A 16,231-nucleotide genomic window follows, 5' to 3' on the forward strand; every position below is an offset into this window, starting at 1 on the left:
TGACCCACCACACCCGATCCGCGAAACCGGACTTCGGCTGTCAGGTATCGCTGACAGGCTCGACGGCATGACGACGACACCGCTGAAGGGGAAGGTCGCGCTGGTCGCCGGGGCGACCCGGGGCGCCGGCCGGCAGATCGCCATCCAGCTCGGCGCGGCCGGCGCGACGGTCTACGCCACCGGCCGCAGCACCCGCGCCGGCCGCTCCGAGATGGACCGGCCGGAGACCATCGAGGAGACCGCCGAGCTGGTCACCGCCGCCGGCGGCACCGGCATCGGGGTACGGGTCGACCACCTCGTGCCCGAACAGGTCCGCGACCTGGTGGCCCGGATCGAGGCCGAACAGGGCCGGCTCGACGTGCTGGTCAACGACGTGTGGGGCGCCGACCCGCTGATCGCCTGGGAGAAGCCGGTCTGGGAGCAGCCCCTCGACGCCGGCTTCCGCACGCTGCGGCTGGCGGTGGACACCCACATCATCACCAGCCACTTCGCCCTGCCGCTGCTGATCCGCCGCCCCGGCGGGCTGGTGGTGGAGATCGGCGACGGCACGAAGGAATTCAACGACGCCAACTACCGGCTCTCGGTCTTCTACGACCTGGCCAAGGTCTCGGTGAACCGGCTCGCGTTCACCCAGGCCCACGAGCTGAAGCCGTACGAATGCACCGCCGTCGCGCTCACTCCCGGCTGGATCCGCTCCGAGGCGATGCTGGAGCACTTCGGGGTCACCGAGGCGAACTGGCGCGACGGGGCGGCGAAGGACAAGCACTTCGTGATGTCGGAGACGCCGGCCTTCGTCGGGCGCGCGGTGGCCGCTCTGGCCGCCGACCCGGACCGGGGCCGCTGGAACGGGAAGTCCGTGGACAGCGGCGGGCTGGCCCAGGTGTACGGCTTCACCGACCTGGACGGCACCCGGCCGCACTGGTCCCGCTACTACGACGAGGTCCTGCTGGCCGGGAAGCCCGCCGACTACACCGGCTACCGCTGACCGTCCGGCCCGGGGTAGAGGGCACCGAGCCGGGCGGCCGCGTCGGCCAGGCGGGTCCGCAGCTCGGGCGGGTCGAGCACCTCCACCTCGGGACCGAGCCGGAGCATCAGGTCGTACGCCACGGCGACCGACTCGACGGGCAGCCGGGTGGTCACCCACCCCTGCCCGTCGGGCTCGCCCGCGGCGGCCACCGCCTCGTCGTACGCGAAGGGGGCCTCGGCGGTGAAGCGCAGCGCGCGCAGGCCGGCGGCGCTGACCCGGACGGTGATCTCGTCGCCGAGCATGTCGCGCAGGAACGCCTCGGCCTGCTCCCGCCAGTAGCGGCCGAGGTCGAAGCCCTCGTCCCGGGTGAAGCCCGCCTCGCCCACCTCGACCCCGACCACCCGGTCCACCCGGTAGGTGCGCGTGGCGTCGCCGACCCGGCCGACCAGGTACCAGGTCCCGCTCTTGAGCACCAGCCCGTACGGCTCGACCCGCCGGACGACCTCCCGGTCGCGGCGCCGGTAGCGCAGCTCGACCACCCGGTCCCGCCAGACCGCCCGGGCCAGCTCGGCCAGCGAAGGCGGCGGGGCCGACTCCCGGAACCAGCCCGGGACGTCCAGGTGGAACCGCTGCCCGGCCCGGGCCGGCGCGTCCCGCAGGGTGGGTGGCAGTGCGGCGAGCACCTTCAGCTCGGCGGCGGCCACCGCGTCGGCCAGCCCCATGTCGCCGGCCGGGCCGGGCAGGCCGGAGAGGAAGAGCGCCTCCGCCTCGTCCCGGCTCAGCCCGGTCAGCCGGGTCCGGTAGCCGCCGAGCAGCCGGTAGCCTCCGGCCCGGCCCCGGTCCGCGTAGACCGGCACCCCGGCAGCGGAGAGCGCCAGCACGTCCCGGTAGACGGTCCGCTCGGAGACCTCCAGCTCGCGGGCCAGCTCGGCGGCGGTCATCGCCTCCCGGGACTGCAACAGCAGCACCAGGGAGATCAACCGGGACGCCCGCACCGCTCCATCCTGCCTCGCGGCTGCCCGGCCGGGGTGGCCGCCGGCCACTAGGCTCTGCGGTCGTGGACGCACCCCGCAGCATCGCCGCGCCGGTCACCGGCGCCGTCGGCCGTTTCTTCTCCGGTGTCGGCCTGCTCCTGCGTGGCCTGGGCCTGTACGTCCGCAGCCCCGGGCTGATGCTGCTCGGCGTGGTGCCCGCGCTGATCTCCGGCGCGCTCTTCGTCGGCGCGCTCGCCGCCCTGGTGTACTTCGTGGACGATCTGGCCGCGCTCGTCACCCCGTTCGCCGACGACTGGTCGACCACCGGTCGCAGCCTGGTCCGGGTGATCGCCGGGCTGGCCTTCCTCGGGCTGGGTGGCCTGCTCGGGGTCGTCACCTTCACCGCGGTCACCCTGGCCATCGGCGACCCGTTCTACGAGCGGATCTCCGAGCGGGTGGAGGAGCGGCTGGGCGGCACCCCGGGCGCGGTGGAGGTGCCGCTCTGGGCGTCGGTGCGCCGCAGTGTCGCCGACTCGCTGCGGCTGGTCGGCCTCTCGGTGCTGATCGGCGTTCCGCTCTTCGCCGCCGGGTTCATCCCGGTCGTCGGGCAGACCGTGGTGCCGGTGATCGGCGCGGCGGTCGGTGGCTGGCTGCTCACCGTGGAGCTGGTCGGCGCGCCGTTCTCCCGGCGTGGGCTGCGGCTGCCGGACCGGCGGGCCATGCTGAAGGCGGACCGGCCGACCGCGCTCGGCTTCGGCGTGGCGGTCTTCCTCTGCTTCCTGATCCCGCTCGGCGCGGTGCTGGTCATGCCGGCCGCCGTCGCCGGGGCCACCCTGCTGACCCGCCGGTCGCTCGGACAGCACACCGAGGAGCGCTGACATGGAGATCACCCTGGTCGAGGGGGACATCACCGCCCAACGGGTCGACGCGATCGTCAACGCGGCCAACTCGTCCCTGCTCGGCGGCGGGGGCGTGGACGGCGCGATCCACCGCCGGGGCGGACCGGCGATCCTGGCGGAGTGCCGGGCGCTGCGCGCCTCCCGGTACGGCCAGGGGCTGTCCCCCGGCCAGGCGGTCGCCACCACCGCCGGTGACCTGCCGGCCCGTTGGGTGGTGCACACCGTCGGGCCGGTCCATTCGGCCACCGAGGACCGCTCGGCGCTGCTGCGGGACTGCTACGCCAACAGTCTGGCGGTCGCCGACGGGCTGGGCGCGGTCACGGTGGCCTTCCCGCTGATCTCGGCCGGCGTCTACGGCTGGCCGGTCGAGGACGCGGTCCGCCAGGCGTTGACCGTGCTGCGGGCCGCCACGCCGGTCAACGTCGTCGAGGCCCGGCTGGTGCTGTTCGGCGCCGATACGTGCGCCACCGCGGTCCGGGTCGCCGAGTCGACCTGACGCCGCTCAGTCGAGGTCGCGCAGGCAGGTCCACTGGGATCCCACCGGCCGGTAGCCGAGCCGGTTGTTCACCGCCAGCATCGGGGCGTTGGCCGCGTCGTTCGAGGTGTACGCGACCCGTGCCCCGCCGCCGGCGGCCTTGTGCAGGGCGGCCTGCTTGACCAGCCGGGCCAGGCCGCGTCCCCGGTACTCGGGCACGGTGCCGGTGTAGTCGGACCACAACCGGTCCCCGTCCCGCTTGACCAGGCTGAACGAGGCCAGCTCGCCGTCGATCTCGGCGGCGGTGCTGGCATCCCGGTCCAGCCCCGGGTTCTCCCAGATCTCGTACCGCCAGATGTCGTAGCCGACCGCGTCCGACGGGACGTCCCGGGGCTCGCTGGCGGCCGACGCGACCTCGGCCCGGTGGATCCGGCGTGGGTCCAGCTCGGCCGCCGAAAGCAGCCGTACGCCCGGCGGCGGCTCGGGCATCGCCGGCGCCGGCCGCAGGTCGAGCGCCGAGTAGCGCAGCTCGCGGCTCGGCGTGAAGCCGTGCCGGCGGGCGAACGGCAGGGACTCGTCGCGCGCCCAGGTGAGCACCCGACGGGCGCGGATCGAGCGCAGGTGCGCCAGGGCGGCGGTGAGCAGTGCCGTCCCCGCGCCCCGCCCCCGGTGCTCCGGGTGGACGTGCAGGGTGGAGATCTCGCCGAAGTCCGGCTCGGAGGTCTGACTGTTCCGGTACGCCGACGCCCAGCCGACCACCTGCCCGTCCGCCTCGGCGACCCAGGCCGTCCAGTCCTCCCCGGGCGGCGGCTCGGCGATCATCCGCCGGGTCGACTCGATCCCGCGCACCAGATACGGGTGGACCAGCGCCCGCAGCGCCACCACCCCCGGCGCGTCCTCGGGCCGGGCGGTGCGGATCAGCACGCGTCCCGTCTCGGTGCGGTGGGATGTGCTGGCGTGGCGCAGGGGGTCAGGCATGCCGGAAGGGTAGGGCGGCCCTGGGATGGCGCGCCATGCAATTGCCGGCCGGACCCCGGTCGTCACTCTCTGCCGACACGGCATCCGCGTCACCGACGGTGACGCCCCGCCGCCCGCCCAACTGTCCCCTCGGAACCTTTGCTCTGCTGCCGCCACGGCAACACCGGTTAAGAGCAGGGCATTCTCTCGCTGCGGCGTTCGCCGGGGCCGGATGGGCAGTGACAGCATGTAACTGTTGCCTGCGGGGAAGCAGAGCAAAGGGGAGCGAGGTGGTGGCGGGGCGGCGTGTCGGTAGTCACCTTCGGTGAGCAACGATTCGGCCGGTCACGGCAGCACCGGGCGCTGCGCGGGAGGGCGGGGCAAGCCGGTCAGGCGGACTGCCGGACCACCAGTTCCGTCGGCAGCACCACGGCGCGGTCGACCGGCTCGCCGGCCGCCAGCGCCAGCAGCAGCCGGGTCATCTGCCGGCCGAGTTCGACTATCGGCTGCCGGACGGTGGTCAGCGGCGGCTCGGTGTAGGCCGCCGTCTCGATGTCGTCGAAGCCGATCACCGCCACGTCGTCCGGCACCCGGCGGCCCGCCTCGCGCAGGGTGCGCAGGGCGGCGTGCGCCATCAGGTCGGAGGCCGCGAAGACCGCGTCCAGGTCCGGGTGGGCGGCGAGGAGCTGCCGCATCGCGGTCGCCCCGGACTCCCGGGTGAAGTCCCCGTACGCGACCATCTCCGGCAGTCCCGCCGCGGCGACCGTGTCCCGGTAGCCGACGTACCGCTCGATGCCGGCGACCATGTCCTGTGGGCCGGCGATGGTGGCGATCCGTCGGCGACCGTTCCGGATCAGGTGCCGCACCGCCTCGGTGACCCCGCCGACGTGGTCCACGTCGACGTACGGCACGTCGGCGCCGTCGAGTGGTCGACCGCTGCACACCACCGGGATGCCGAGCCGGGCCAGCCGGCCGGGAAGCGGGTCCTCGCCGTGCAGCGAGGCGAAGAGCACCCCGTCCACGTGCCGGCCGGTGGTGTACCGCTCGACCCGGTCGTGCCCGGCCGGCGAGCCGGCCAGCATCAGCACGAGCTGCTTGTCCGCCGCCTCCAGCTCCTGGGCCGCGCCCCGGATGATGCCCGGGAAGACCTGGTCGTCGGAGAAGACCCGGGTGGCCGCCTCCGGCATCACCAGGGCGATCGAGTCGGTCCGCTGGGTGACCAGGCTCCGGGCGGCCAGGTTGGGGATGTACCCCAGCTCCTGGACCGCCCGGCGGACCGCCTCCTGGATCGGCTCGGCAACGGTGGTGGAGCCGTTCACCACCCGCGAGACGGTCGCCCGGGACACACCGGCCCGCCGGGCGACCGCCTCCAGGGTTGGTCGCTGTGCCGTCGTCATCCCCGTAACCACCATCTCGTCACAGCCCGTTCCGGGAGATCACCTCCTGGTACCACCGGGCACTGGACTTCGGTGTGCGCCGCTGGTTCAGGTAGTCGACGTGGACGATCCCGAACCGCTTCCGGTAGCCCTCGGCCCACTCGAAGTTGTCCAGCAACGACCATACGAGATAACCGCGCAGGTCGACCCCCCGGGCGATGGCTTCGTGCGCGGCGCGCAGGTGGCCGTCCAGGTAGGCGATCCGGTCGGTGTCCAGCACCTGGCCGGGCCCGTCCGCCTCCTCCGTGCCCGCCTTGTCCGGGAATGCCGCCCCGTTCTCGGTGATCAGCAGCGGCAGCCCCGGGTAGTCCCGGCCGATCCGCTCCAGCAGCCGGGTCAGTCCGGCCGCTTCGATCATCCAACCCATGTCGGTCAGCGGGCCGGTCGGCGGGAGGAACTCCACGGCGCCCTCGGTGCCCGGGTACGCCCCGCCGCCGCCCGCCCCGTCCGGGCGGCCCGCGACGTAGGTGGGGGAGTAGAAGTTGACCCCGAGCAGGTCCAGCGGCGCCGCGATGATCTTCTCGTCGCCGTCCCGGACGAACGTTGGCTCGACCAGCCGGGCGACGTGTTCCAGCACGTCGTCCGGGTAGCCGGCGCCGGTGAGCGGGTCCAGGAAGATCCGGTTGTGCAGGCCGTCGACCAGGCGTACCGCCGCGGCGTCCGCCGCGCTGGCCGGGTCGGCCGGCTGCACGTCCGCCGGGTTGAGGGTGATCCCGACGATCTCCGCGCCGGCCGCGCGTAGCGCCCGGGCCGCCAGGCCGTGCCCCAGCAGCAGGTGGTGTACGGCGCTGAACGCCGCCCCTGCGTCCTGCCGGCCGGGGGCGTGCACCCCGTTGCCGTAGCCGAGGTAGGCCGAGCACCACGGCTCGTTGAGCGTGGTCCAGGTGCGGATCCGGTCGCCGAGCCGGGCGTGCACCGCGACCGCGTAGTCGGCGAAGTGCTCGGCGGTCTCCCGGTTGGTCCAGCCGCCCCGGTCCTCCAGGGTCTGCGGCAGGTCCCAGTGGTAGAGCGTGACGATCGGGTCGATGCCCCGGTCGAGCAGCGCGTCGGTGAGCCGGTCGTAGAAGTCCAGGCCGCGCGGGTTGACCGGGCCGGTGCCGTCCGGCTGGATCCGCGGCCAGGCCACCGAGAACCGGTACGCCTGCAGTCCCAGCTCGGCCATCAGGGCCACGTCGTCGGCGTACCGGAAATAGTGGTCGCAGGCCACGTCGCCGGTGTGCCCCTGGAAGACCTTTCCGGGCGTACGGCTGAAGGTGTCCCAGATCGACGGGCCGCGACCGTCGTCGCGGACCGCGCCCTCGATCTGGTACGCGGCGGTGGCCGCGCCCCAGACGAAGTTCTCGGGGAATCGCAGTTCGCTCACGCCTTGACCGCACCTTCCATGATGCCGCCGATGATCTGGCGGCCGAATACGACGAAGACCAGCAACAGGGGAAGAGTGGCGATGGCCGTCCCGGTGAACACCTGGGACATGTCCTGGTAGTAGCCGTCCGACAGCGCCCGCAGGGAGAGCTGCACGGTGGGGTTCTCCGGGTCGTTGAGCACAGCGTACGGCCAGAGGAAGTCGTTCCAGGTGGTCATGAAGGTGAGCAGGCCGAGCACCGCGGCGGCCGGGCGCAGCGCGGGCAGCACCACGTTCCAGTAGATCCGGGCGGTGTTGCAGCCGTCCATCCGGGCCGCCTCGATCAGCTCGGTGCTGACCGCCTGGCCGGCGTACTGGCGCATCATGAACACCCCGAATCCGGTCACCAGCGCGGGGACGATCACCGCCGGCAGCCGGTCGTTCCAGTTCAGCTTGCTCATCAGCATGTAGAGCGGGATGACCCCGAGCTGGGTCGGCACCATCATCGTCGCGATGATCACCATGAGCAGCGCGTTGCGCCCCCGGAACCGCAGCTTGGCGAAGGCGAACCCGGCCAGGGTGGAGAAGAAGACCACCGACACGGTGACGGTGACCGCCACGATCGCCGAGTTGATCAGACCGGTGAGGAAGTACGCGTCGGTGTTGGCGAAGAGCCGGGCGATGTTGGCGCCGAGGTTCCCGCCGGGGGTGACCGGCGGGGGCACCTGCCCCATCGCGTCGCTGGACCGGCTGGCCACCACGAACATCCAGTAGATCGGGAAGATCGACAGGAAGGCGGTGAGGGTCAGGGCCAGGTAGGTGAGCCGTCCGGCGGACCAGATCCGGGTCATCAGTCCTCTTCCTTCCGGGTGCCGCCGCCGAGCCGGCGGAGGACCAGCACGTTGATCGCCGCGACCACCGCGATGAGCGCGAAGAGCAGCCAGGCGACGGCGGAGCCGTAGCCGAAGTTGTAGTTCGGCGCGAAGGCGTTCTCGAACATGTACATGGTCACCGTCTGTGACTCACGCAGCGGTCCGCCGCGGATCGCGTTGGTGCCGGAGTTGAAGAGCCGGGGCTCGGTGAAGAGTTGGAGCCCGCCGATGGTGGAGATGATGACCGCGAAGATGATCGTCGGCTTGAGCAGCGGCACGGTGATCGACCAGAACTGCCTCGATCGACCCGCACCGTCGATCGAGGCCGACTCGTACAGGTCCCGCGGGATGGCCTGCATGGCGGCCAGGAAGATCAGCGCGTTGTAGCCGGTCCACCGCCAGTCGACCATGGTGGAGATGGCCACCCAGGCGGCGAAGCGGTTCGACTTCCAGTCGATGGCGTCGATCCCGACGTGGTCGAGCAGCCAGTTGATCATCCCGAACTCGCGGCCGAAGAGCACCGCGAACACGATCGCCACGGCGGCGGTCGAGGTGACGTTCGGGACCAGCACCGCCATCCGCCAGGTGGTCCGCGCCCGCAACTGCCGGTTGAGCAGGTTGGCCAGCCAGAGGGCGGCGAGCAGCTGGGGGACGGTGGAGATGACGAAGATGCCGAGCGTGTTGACGACCGCGTGCCAGAAGTCGGGGTCGGTCATCAGCTGGGTGTAGTTCTGCGCGCCGATGAACGTGGGGCTGGTGCCGAGCAGGTCCCACTCGTGCAGCGAGACCCAGAACGTGTACGCCAGCGGGTACAGCCCGAAGACCGCGAAGAGCAAAAAGAACGGTGCGATGTAGAGGTAGGGCGAGTACTTCGTGTCGAACCGGGCGAGCCGGTTGGCCCGGGACGGGCGGGCGTGGCGCGGTGCCGGTGCGACCGGCGGCCGGGCGTCGAGCTGGACGGCCATGCCGTGAACTCCTTTTCCGCCGTGCGGGCGGAACCCCGTCCCCGGGGCCCGCCCGCACGTCTGGCTCGGACTACTTGGCGGCGGCCTTCTTGGCGTTGTTCACCGCGTCGGTCCAGCCCTGTTCGGGGCTGCGCTGCCCCAGCTCGACCGTGCGGACGGCGTTCTCCACCTCGGTGCGGACGGCCTGGTTCTTCGGGCCCATGTAGACCGGCTTCAGGTTCTTCGCGCCGGTGGCGAAGATCTTGCCGACGGGGGCGCCGGAGAAGTACGCGTTGGTGGAGCCGACGATCGCCGGGTCGTCCAGCGCCTGCGGGGAGGAGGGCAGCGGGCCCTTCTCCTGGAAGGCCCCGATCTGTCCCTTCGCGCTGGTCAGGAACTTGGTCAGCTCGATCGCCTCGGCCTGGTGCTTGCTCTGCTTCGGCACCGCCAGGTACGACCCGCCCCAGTTGCCGCCGTTGCCGGGCACCTGGGCGATGTCCCACTTGCCCTTGGCGGCCGGGCCGGCGTTGCCCTCGATGACGCCGGTCATCCAGGCCGGGCAGGCGATGGTGGCGAACTTGGCCTGCTTGAAGGCCGAGACCCACTCCTCGGACCAGGCCCCGTACTTGCCGGAGAGGCCGGAGTCGATGATGTCGACGGTGGTGTCGTACGCCTGCTTCACCGCCGGGTTGCTGTCGACCACCAGGTTGTTGCTGGTGTCGTAGTAGCTGTAGCCGGAGGTGTTGCCGGCGGTCTGGAGCAGGATGGTGTTGAAGGTGTTGGTGGCGGCGTCCAGGAACGACGCCCCGGTGTTCTTCGCCTTGAACTGCTCACCGACCTTCACGTAGTCCTGCCAGGTCGGCCAGAGCTTGGAGACGGCCTCCCGGTCGGTGGGCAGGCCGGCCTTGGCGAAGAGGTCCTTGCGGTAGCAGATCGCCATGCCGCCGACGTCGGTGCCGAGGCCGATGAGCTGCTTGCCGTCGGCGGTCATGCCGCCGTTCCACTTCCACTCCAGGAAGTTGCCCTTGAGGTCGGCGGCGCCGTGGTCGAGCAGGTTGACGAAGTTCTGCGGGTTGGCCTTGTACTCGACCAGCAGCCCCTCCTCGATGGCGACCACGTCGCCGGCGCCCTTCCCGGCGGCGAGCCACTGGGTGAGCTTCGGGGAGTACTCGTCGAGGTTGCCGCCGGTGCCCCGCTCGACGATCTTCACGCCGGGGTGGGCGGCCATGTACTCCTGGTAGAGCTTCTCGTAGCCGAACTGGCCGAACACGTCGACGGTCAGCGTGATCGGCCCGCCGTCGGCGGCCTCGTCGTCGCCGCCGCAGGCGGCAGTGGTGAGCAGCATGGTGGTGGCCACGAGGGCCATCGCCGCCAGGCGGCGGCGGGGAATAACACCCATCTGTCTCGGACCCCTCTCAGGTCGTCGGTGGTGGGGCGGGTGGGTCTGCGTGGGATGGATCTGCGTGGGAAGAAGCGGCTCCCCGAGCCATCGACCGTGATCCGGTCCGCTGGAACTGAGAGCGCTCTCACGACAGGGTGGTGGGTCGCTGAATTTCTGTCAAGAGAGCGCTCTCTCGGAATCGGGGACCGCGCGTTCCGCCTAGTCGAAGTGCGGACACGCAGAAGAGCGGCCGTCCCGTCAGGGACAGCCGCTCTTCCTCGGTCGCGGGCGGGATCAGCCGGTGCGCAGCCCCGCCAGCAGCGAGCGGTCGCCGGCCACGCCGAGACTGTCGAAACTCACCCGGCCCCAGAGCGCCAGCAGCAGGTCGCTGGCCGTGCCGGTGACCTGCGCCCGGGCATGGTGGTCGTCGTGGCCGAAGACGGTGGCGGTGTCCAGCAGCGCCACCCCCTCGCCCCGCAGCCGCAGGTACCAGTCCTGGGCGGCGTCCGCGGCGGTCAGCTGCACCACCCCGTGCCACTGGCCCGGGGTGCGCCGCCGGCCGGCCGGCAGCCAGGTGTCGAGCACCTCGCTCACCCCGTCCGCGGCCAGCTTGGCCTCGATCGGCTCACCGGCGGCGATGGCGAGCTGGGCGTCCCAGCGGTGCACCGCCGTCTCGTGCGCCATCCGGCGCGGCCAGAACCCCGCCTTCTTCGGCTGCGGCGCCCAGTTCCACGCCGGCGCCTCCGGGTCCAGGGCGTCGAAGCAGGTCATCAGCTGGTCGTACCCGTGCTGCCAGAGCTGGAGCGGACTCACCCCGGCGGGGAGGTCGGCGGCGTCACGGCGGGCGGGCTGGGTGGTGTCACCGGAGCTGACGAACGAGTGCACCCAGTGGTAGATGCCGGCAAGGTGCAGGGTCAGGTCGGCGACGGTCCAGCCCGGACACGAGAGGACCGGTGTCTCCGGCGGAGCGTCGGCGACCGCGGCGGCGAATGCCGGCCCGTCGGCCCGCAGCGCCCCGATCCAGAAGTCCTTCGTGCCGTGCAGTCTGCTCATCGCAAATCCTCCCGGGGGTGACCGGGCCACCAGTGGGTGCCGCGGCTACCCCTCAGCCTAGGGTGAAAGGCGTGTCAGACGTCTACGCCAAACCGACAACCGACGCCGGACCGGCCGGTTCCGCCGCCCTCTCGCGGTACACCACACTCCGGCTCGGCGGCGCCGCCGCCCGGCTCGAGACCGCCACCAGTGCGGACGAAATGGTACAGAAGGTGCGGGAGGCGCAGCGGCGCGACGAGCCGGTCCTCGTCCTGGCGGGCGGCAGCAACGTGGTCGTGGGCGACGAGGGCTTCCCCGGCACGGTCGTGCTGGTCCGGTCCCGGGGGCTGCGGGTGGTCGCCGAGGACGCCACCACCGTCACGGTACGGGTCGAAGCCGGCGAGCCCTGGGACGACCTGGTCGCCGCCACCGTCGCCAACGGCTGGTCCGGCCTGGAGTGCCTCTCCGGGATCCCCGGCTCGGCCGGCGCCACCCCGATCCAGAACGTCGGGGCGTACGGCCAGGAGGTCGCCGAGATCATCACCGGCGTCCAGGTCTACGACCGCACTCACGGCAGCGTCGGCCGGATCGACGCCGCCGACTGCGGCTTCGCGTACCGGTCCAGCATCTTCAAGTACAGCGACCGCTGGGTGGTGCTCTCGGTCGACTTCCGGCTGGAACGCTCGCCGCTCTCCGGGCCGGTCCGCTACGCCGAACTCGCCCGGGCGCTCGGCGTCGAGGTGGGGGACCGGGTGCCGCTGGCCGACGCCCGGGCGACCGTGCTGAAGCTCCGAGCCGGCAAGGGCATGGTGCTCGACGCCGAGGACCCGGACACCTGGTCGGTGGGCTCGTTCTTCACCAACCCGGTGCTGGAACGGTCGGCGTACGAGCTGCTGCGCGAGCGCGCCGGCGACCTCGGCGAGCCGCCGAACTGGCCGGGCGCCGGCGACGTGGTGAAGGTCAGCGCGGCCTGGCTGATCGACAAGGCCGGCTTCGCCAAGGGCCACCCGGGCCCCGAGGGCGTGGCCATCTCGTCCAAGCACACCCTCGCCCTGACCAACCGCTCCGGTACGGCGAGCACCGCCGCCCTGGTCGCCCTCGCCCGCGAGATCCGCGACGGCGTCCACGACCGCTTCGGCGTCACCCTCCACCCCGAACCCGTCCTGGTCAACTGCGTCATCTGACCCAGGGTCAGCGCGGGGCGACGGCGGGCCAGGGGATGGTCAGGTGGCCCTGGCGCCAGTGGCGGGGGCGGTGCTCGATGGGCCAGCCGGCGGCGCGGACGGTGCGGACGGTCTCCACCCACCGGTGTCGGGGGCCGAACGGGGCGTAGCCGGCGGCGGCCTGCCAGGCGTCGTCGAGAGCGCGGATCAGGTCGTGCACCCGCTCGCCGGGGACGTTGCGGTGGATCAGCGCCTTGGGCAGGCGCTCGGCCAGCTGGGCCGGGCTCGTCAGGGTGGTCAGCCGGGCGGCCAGGGTGAGCGTGCGCGGCCCCTCGGCGTCGACCAGCAGCCAGCCACCCAGCCGGCCCAGCTCGTCGCAGGTCCCCTCGACCAGCACCCCGCCGGGGGCGAGCCGGCCGGTGATCGCCCGCCAGGCGTCGGCCACCTCGGCCTCGTCGTACTGGCGCAGCACGTTGAACGCCCGGACCAGGGCGGGACGCAGCCCGGCCAGCTCGAAGCCGCCCCGGGCGAAGGTCAGCCCCGGCGGGTCGGCGGCGGGCTGGGCGGCGGCGACGCGTACCGGATCGATCTCCAGCCCGACCACCCGCACGTCCGCGCGGACCCCGGCGGCCAACCGGGCGCGCAGCTCCACGGCGGTGACCGGGGTCGCGCCGTACCCGAGGTCGACCACCAGCGGATCGGCCGCCGCGCGGAGCCGGTCGCCGCAGGTCTCGACGATCCAGTTGTCGACCCGCCGCAGCCGGTTCGGGTTGGTCGTCCCCCGGGTGACCGCCCCCAACGGCTTCACCAGCCCGGCCCCCGCCCGGCACTGCCGGGCGCGCGGGCCGAGGTCACTGCCCGACCCGGTGCACCTTGTGCTGGGCGGCCTGCGCCAGCGGGCGGACCACCAGCCGGTCCACGTTGACGTGCTGCGGGCGGGTCGCGCACCAGGCGACGCAGTCGGCGACGTCCTCGGCGACCAGCGGCTCGGGCACCCCGGCGTAGGTGGCGGCGGCCTTGTCCGCGTCGCCGTCGAACCGGACCAGGCCGAACTCGTCGGTCCGCACCATGCCGGGGTCGATCTCGATCACCCGGATCGGCCGACCGCAGAGTTCCAGCCGGAGCGTCCCGGCCATCGCGGTCTGCGCGTGCTTCGCAGCGGTGTAGCCCCCGCCGCCCTCATAGACGGTGAAACCGGCGGTGGAGGAGACGATCACGATGGTGCCGGCGCCCGAGGCCTCCAGCGCCGGCAGCAGCGCCTTGGTGACCCGGAGGGTGCCCAGGACGTTCACGTCGTACATCCACTGCCAGTCGGCCACCGACCCGGCCTCGACCGGGTCCAGCCCGCGCGCGCCGCCGGCGTTGTTGACCAGCAGGGTGACCGGCCCGGGCGCCTGCGCCGCCGCGGACGCCAGCCCGGCCACCGACTCGTCGGAGGTGACGTCGCAGGTCACCGCGGTGGCGGCCCCACCGGCCGCCTCGATCTCGGCGACCAGGCCGGCCAGCCGGTCGGCCCGGCGGGCGGCGGCCAGCACGTGGAAACCCTCGGCGGCCAGCCGGCGGGCGGTCGCCGCGCCGATCCCGCTGGACGCCCCGGTGACGATTGCGACAGAGGTCATCGGGCAATTGTGACCCCCGCCCCGGCGAACCGCGCCGAGGGGCGGTCGATGAGGTCCGTCACGCCGAAGCCCCGCAGGAACGCATTTCCGAACCCCGATGGGGAAGATGACATCCGGCGTGGAGGTTGACCGAGAAGCGCCGGTAGTGCGGACGGCAACAACCGTGACAGAGGGAGCGGACGTGGCGGAATTGCACACCGGCGTCGGGCGGCAGCGTGGAGCGCGACCGTGGCCCCGGCCCCGGCGGATCGCGACCCTTTCCGTGCACACCTCGCCGCTGCACCAGCCGGGCACCGGGGACGCGGGCGGCATGAACGTCTACATCCTGGAGGTCGCCCGGCGGCTGGCCGAGGCCGACGTCGAGGTGGAGATCTTCACCCGGGCCACCTCCGGTGACCTGCCCCCGGTGGTGGAGATGGCGCCCGGCGTGCACGTCCGGCACATCACCTCCGGCCCGCTCGAAGGGTTGACCAAGGAGGAGCTCCCCGGTCAGCTCTGCGCCTTCACCGCCGGCGTGCTGCGCGCCGAGGCGGCCCGCCCGCCGGGCCACTACGACCTGATCCACTCGCACTACTGGCTCTCCGGGCAGGTGGGCTGGCTGGCCAAGGAGCGCTGGGGGGTGCCGCTGGTGCACACCGCGCACACCCTGGCCAAGGTGAAGAACGCGCAGCTCGCCGCCGGGGACCGGCCGGAGCCCAAGGCCCGGGTGATCGGCGAGGAGCAGGTGGTCGCCGAGGCCGACCGGCTGGTGGCCAACACCCGGGTGGAGGCGCACGACCTGATCGGCCGCTACGACGCCGATCCGGCCCGGGTCGCCGTGGTCGAGCCGGGCGTCGACCTGGACCGGTTCCGCCCCGCCGCCGGGGACCGGGCGGCGGCGGCGCTCGCCGCCCGCCGCCGGCTGGGGCTGCCCACCCGGGGGTACGTGGTGGCCTTCGTCGGCCGCATCCAGCCGCTGAAGGCCCCGGACGTGCTGATCCGGGCGATCGCCGCGCTGCGCGAGCGCGACCCCGCCCTCGCCGCGGAGCTGACCGTGGTGATCTGCGGCGGCCCCAGCGGCAGCGGGCTGGACCGGCCCACCGCGCTGATCGAGCTGGCCGCCTCGCTCGGCGTCGCCGACCGGGTGCACTTCCTGCCGCCGCGCACCGGCGACGATCTGCCCGCCCTGTACCAGGCCGCCGACCTGGTCGCGGTGCCGTCGTACAACGAGTCGTTCGGGCTGGTCGCCCTGGAGGCCCAGGCCTGCGGTACGCCGGTGGTGGCGGCGGCCGTCGGCGGCCTGGTCACCGCGGTCCGCGACCAGGTCAGCGGGGTGCTCGTGGACGGCCACGACCCGGTCGACTGGGCCCGTACCCTCGGTGCCCTGCTGCCGGCCCGGCGGCGTCGCGACGAGCTGTCCCGGGGTGCGGCCCGACACGCCCGCCACTTCTCCTGGGAGCGCACCGTCTCGGGGCTGCTCGCGGTCTACGGGGAGGCGATCGCCGAGCACCGGAGCCGGTTGGCGACCCAGCTCGCCGGTGACCCGGCGATGTCCTGCTCCTGGTGACCCGGGCCACCTTTCGTCGTCCAGTGGCCGTCGACGTACGCCCGTAGAGTGGGTGCGATGAGCGCGAAGAGCGACCTGGCCGCCCTGATCGAGTCCGTCTGCACCGAGCGGGAGCTGGACTGGGAGTCGACCGGTGACGGCTCCTACGCGGTCACCCTGCCCGGCACGCACAAGCTCAAGACGACCTGCAACCTGATCGTCGGCGAGCACGCGCTGCGGGTCGAGGCGTTCGTGATGCGCCAGCCCGACGAGCGGCGCGAGGAACTCTGGGCCTGGCTGCTCCAGCGCAACGCCCGGATGTACGGCGTCGCGTTCTCCATCGACGCCGTCGGCGACGTCTACCTGACCGGCCGGGTCAACCTGGCGGGCGTCGACGCCGACGAGCTGGACCGGCTGCTCGGCGCGGTGCTCACCTACTCCGACGAATCCTTCGACACCATGCTGGAGATCGGCTTCGGCAGTTCGATCCGGCGGGAATGGGAGTGGCGGGTCAAGCGCGGCGAGTCCACCGCCAACCTCGCCGCCTTCGCTCACCTCTTCGAACCGTCCGCCGGAGGTTCGGACCGCTCCTGACGGGTATGCCGCACCGCTGCGGTGCGGCAGTTTGGGACCCGCCGCAGGCCG

Annotated in this window: 16 protein-coding genes; 6 read left to right on the forward strand and 10 right to left on the reverse strand. The window is 72.8% G+C overall.

Features of this window, described 5'->3' with window-relative positions; all coding sequences use genetic code 11:
* Positions 1-67: 67 nt before the first annotated feature.
* A complete protein-coding gene (locus tag V6U81_RS09755; protein WP_334486954.1) occupies positions 68-985 on the forward strand; it encodes an SDR family oxidoreductase in 918 nt (305 codons plus the stop codon).
* Here the strand turns inward: V6U81_RS09755 and V6U81_RS09760 are convergent.
* Positions 976-1,962: a helix-turn-helix transcriptional regulator gene (locus V6U81_RS09760; RefSeq protein WP_334486957.1), complete on the reverse strand. Its 987-nt coding sequence runs from the start codon at positions 1,960-1,962 to the stop codon at positions 976-978. The genes V6U81_RS09755 and V6U81_RS09760 overlap by 10 nt on opposite strands.
* A gap of 62 nt (positions 1,963-2,024) precedes the next feature.
* Here V6U81_RS09760 and V6U81_RS09765 point away from each other — a divergent pair, with 62 nt between their 5' ends.
* Together V6U81_RS09765 and V6U81_RS09770 are read left to right on the forward strand one after the other, a co-directional pair.
* Positions 2,025-2,819 (forward strand): EI24 domain-containing protein, encoded by a 795-nt coding sequence (locus tag V6U81_RS09765; protein WP_334486960.1) that lies wholly within the window; start codon positions 2,025-2,027, stop codon positions 2,817-2,819.
* A gap of 1 nt (position 2,820) precedes the next feature.
* A complete protein-coding gene (locus V6U81_RS09770; protein ID WP_334486962.1) occupies positions 2,821-3,336 on the forward strand; it encodes an O-acetyl-ADP-ribose deacetylase in 516 nt (171 codons plus the stop codon).
* 6 nt (positions 3,337-3,342) lie between these two features.
* On the opposite strand, the gene V6U81_RS09775 is transcribed toward V6U81_RS09770, so the two are convergent.
* From V6U81_RS09775 to V6U81_RS09805, 7 genes are all read right to left on the reverse strand, one after another.
* A complete protein-coding gene (locus V6U81_RS09775; RefSeq protein WP_334487160.1) occupies positions 3,343-4,239 on the reverse strand; it encodes a GNAT family N-acetyltransferase in 897 nt (298 codons plus the stop codon).
* 422 nt (positions 4,240-4,661) lie between these two features.
* Positions 4,662-5,669 (reverse strand): LacI family DNA-binding transcriptional regulator, encoded by a 1,008-nt coding sequence (locus tag V6U81_RS09780; RefSeq protein WP_334486964.1) that lies wholly within the window; start codon positions 5,667-5,669, stop codon positions 4,662-4,664.
* A 19-nt stretch (positions 5,670-5,688) separates the two neighbouring features.
* Positions 5,689-7,071 carry a GH1 family beta-glucosidase gene (locus V6U81_RS09785; RefSeq protein ID WP_334486966.1) on the reverse strand — a complete coding sequence of 461 codons (1,383 nt, stop codon included), beginning with the start codon at positions 7,069-7,071 and terminating at the stop codon, positions 5,689-5,691.
* Positions 7,068-7,901 carry a carbohydrate ABC transporter permease gene (locus V6U81_RS09790; RefSeq protein ID WP_334486968.1) on the reverse strand — a complete coding sequence of 278 codons (834 nt, stop codon included), beginning with the start codon at positions 7,899-7,901 and terminating at the stop codon, positions 7,068-7,070. Before V6U81_RS09790 ends, V6U81_RS09785 begins: the two co-directional genes overlap by 4 nt.
* Complete coding sequence (locus tag V6U81_RS09795; RefSeq protein ID WP_334486971.1) at positions 7,901-8,887, reverse strand: carbohydrate ABC transporter permease; 987 nt, start codon at positions 8,885-8,887, stop codon at positions 7,901-7,903. The genes V6U81_RS09790 and V6U81_RS09795 overlap by 1 nt, the downstream gene beginning before the upstream one ends.
* A gap of 70 nt (positions 8,888-8,957) precedes the next feature.
* Positions 8,958-10,265: an ABC transporter substrate-binding protein gene (locus tag V6U81_RS09800; RefSeq protein ID WP_334486973.1), complete on the reverse strand. Its 1,308-nt coding sequence runs from the start codon at positions 10,263-10,265 to the stop codon at positions 8,958-8,960.
* 276 nt (positions 10,266-10,541) lie between these two features.
* On the reverse strand, positions 10,542-11,300 hold the full coding sequence (locus V6U81_RS09805; RefSeq protein ID WP_334486975.1) for a maleylpyruvate isomerase family mycothiol-dependent enzyme: 759 nt from the start codon (positions 11,298-11,300) through the stop codon (positions 10,542-10,544).
* Positions 11,301-11,371: 71 nt separating this feature from the next.
* On the opposite strand from V6U81_RS09805, the gene V6U81_RS09810 reads away from it, so the two are divergent.
* Positions 11,372-12,463, forward strand: coding sequence for a UDP-N-acetylmuramate dehydrogenase (locus V6U81_RS09810; RefSeq protein WP_334486977.1), 1,092 nt, complete (start codon positions 11,372-11,374; stop codon positions 12,461-12,463).
* 7 nt (positions 12,464-12,470) lie between these two features.
* On the opposite strand, the gene V6U81_RS09815 is transcribed toward V6U81_RS09810, so the two are convergent.
* Together V6U81_RS09815 and V6U81_RS09820 are read right to left on the reverse strand one after the other, a co-directional pair.
* Positions 12,471-13,253, reverse strand: a complete 783-nt coding sequence (locus V6U81_RS09815) for a class I SAM-dependent methyltransferase (RefSeq protein WP_334487163.1) — start codon at positions 13,251-13,253, stop codon at positions 12,471-12,473.
* 40 nt (positions 13,254-13,293) lie between these two features.
* A complete protein-coding gene (locus V6U81_RS09820; protein ID WP_334486980.1) occupies positions 13,294-14,061 on the reverse strand; it encodes an SDR family oxidoreductase in 768 nt (255 codons plus the stop codon).
* A 181-nt stretch (positions 14,062-14,242) separates the two neighbouring features.
* Here V6U81_RS09820 and mshA point away from each other — a divergent pair, with 181 nt between their 5' ends.
* Together mshA and V6U81_RS09830 are read left to right on the forward strand one after the other, a co-directional pair.
* Positions 14,243-15,607 carry a D-inositol-3-phosphate glycosyltransferase gene (mshA, locus tag V6U81_RS09825; protein ID WP_334486983.1) on the forward strand — a complete coding sequence of 455 codons (1,365 nt, stop codon included), beginning with the start codon at positions 14,243-14,245 and terminating at the stop codon, positions 15,605-15,607.
* A gap of 57 nt (positions 15,608-15,664) precedes the next feature.
* A complete protein-coding gene (locus tag V6U81_RS09830; RefSeq protein ID WP_334486986.1) occupies positions 15,665-16,180 on the forward strand; it encodes a type III secretion system chaperone family protein in 516 nt (171 codons plus the stop codon).
* Positions 16,181-16,231: the final 51 nt, after the last annotated feature.

The organism is Micromonospora lacuserhaii (assembly GCF_036902735.1).
In the GTDB taxonomy this organism is placed as follows: domain Bacteria; phylum Actinomycetota; class Actinomycetes; order Mycobacteriales; family Micromonosporaceae; genus Micromonospora.

Bases quoted from the DNA above. Each gene is read 5' to 3' on its own strand.
- V6U81_RS09755 (WP_334486954.1), top strand. From the start codon at position 68: ATGACGACGACACCGCTGAAGGGGAAGGTCGCGCTGGTCGCCGGGGCG.
- V6U81_RS09770 (WP_334486962.1), top strand. From the start codon at position 2,821: ATGGAGATCACCCTGGTCGAGGGGGACATCACCGCCCAACGGGTCGAC.
- V6U81_RS09780 (WP_334486964.1), bottom strand. From the start codon at position 5,669: ATGACGACGGCACAGCGACCAACCCTGGAGGCGGTCGCCCGGCGGGCC.
- V6U81_RS09790 (WP_334486968.1), bottom strand. From the start codon at position 7,901: ATGACCCGGATCTGGTCCGCCGGACGGCTCACCTACCTGGCCCTGACC.
- V6U81_RS09795 (WP_334486971.1), bottom strand. From the start codon at position 8,887: ATGGCCGTCCAGCTCGACGCCCGGCCGCCGGTCGCACCGGCACCGCGC.
- V6U81_RS09800 (WP_334486973.1), bottom strand. From the start codon at position 10,265: ATGGGTGTTATTCCCCGCCGCCGCCTGGCGGCGATGGCCCTCGTGGCC.
- V6U81_RS09805 (WP_334486975.1), bottom strand. From the start codon at position 11,300: ATGAGCAGACTGCACGGCACGAAGGACTTCTGGATCGGGGCGCTGCGG.
- V6U81_RS09820 (WP_334486980.1), bottom strand. From the start codon at position 14,061: ATGACCTCTGTCGCAATCGTCACCGGGGCGTCCAGCGGGATCGGCGCG.
- V6U81_RS09830 (WP_334486986.1), top strand. From the start codon at position 15,665: ATGAGCGCGAAGAGCGACCTGGCCGCCCTGATCGAGTCCGTCTGCACC.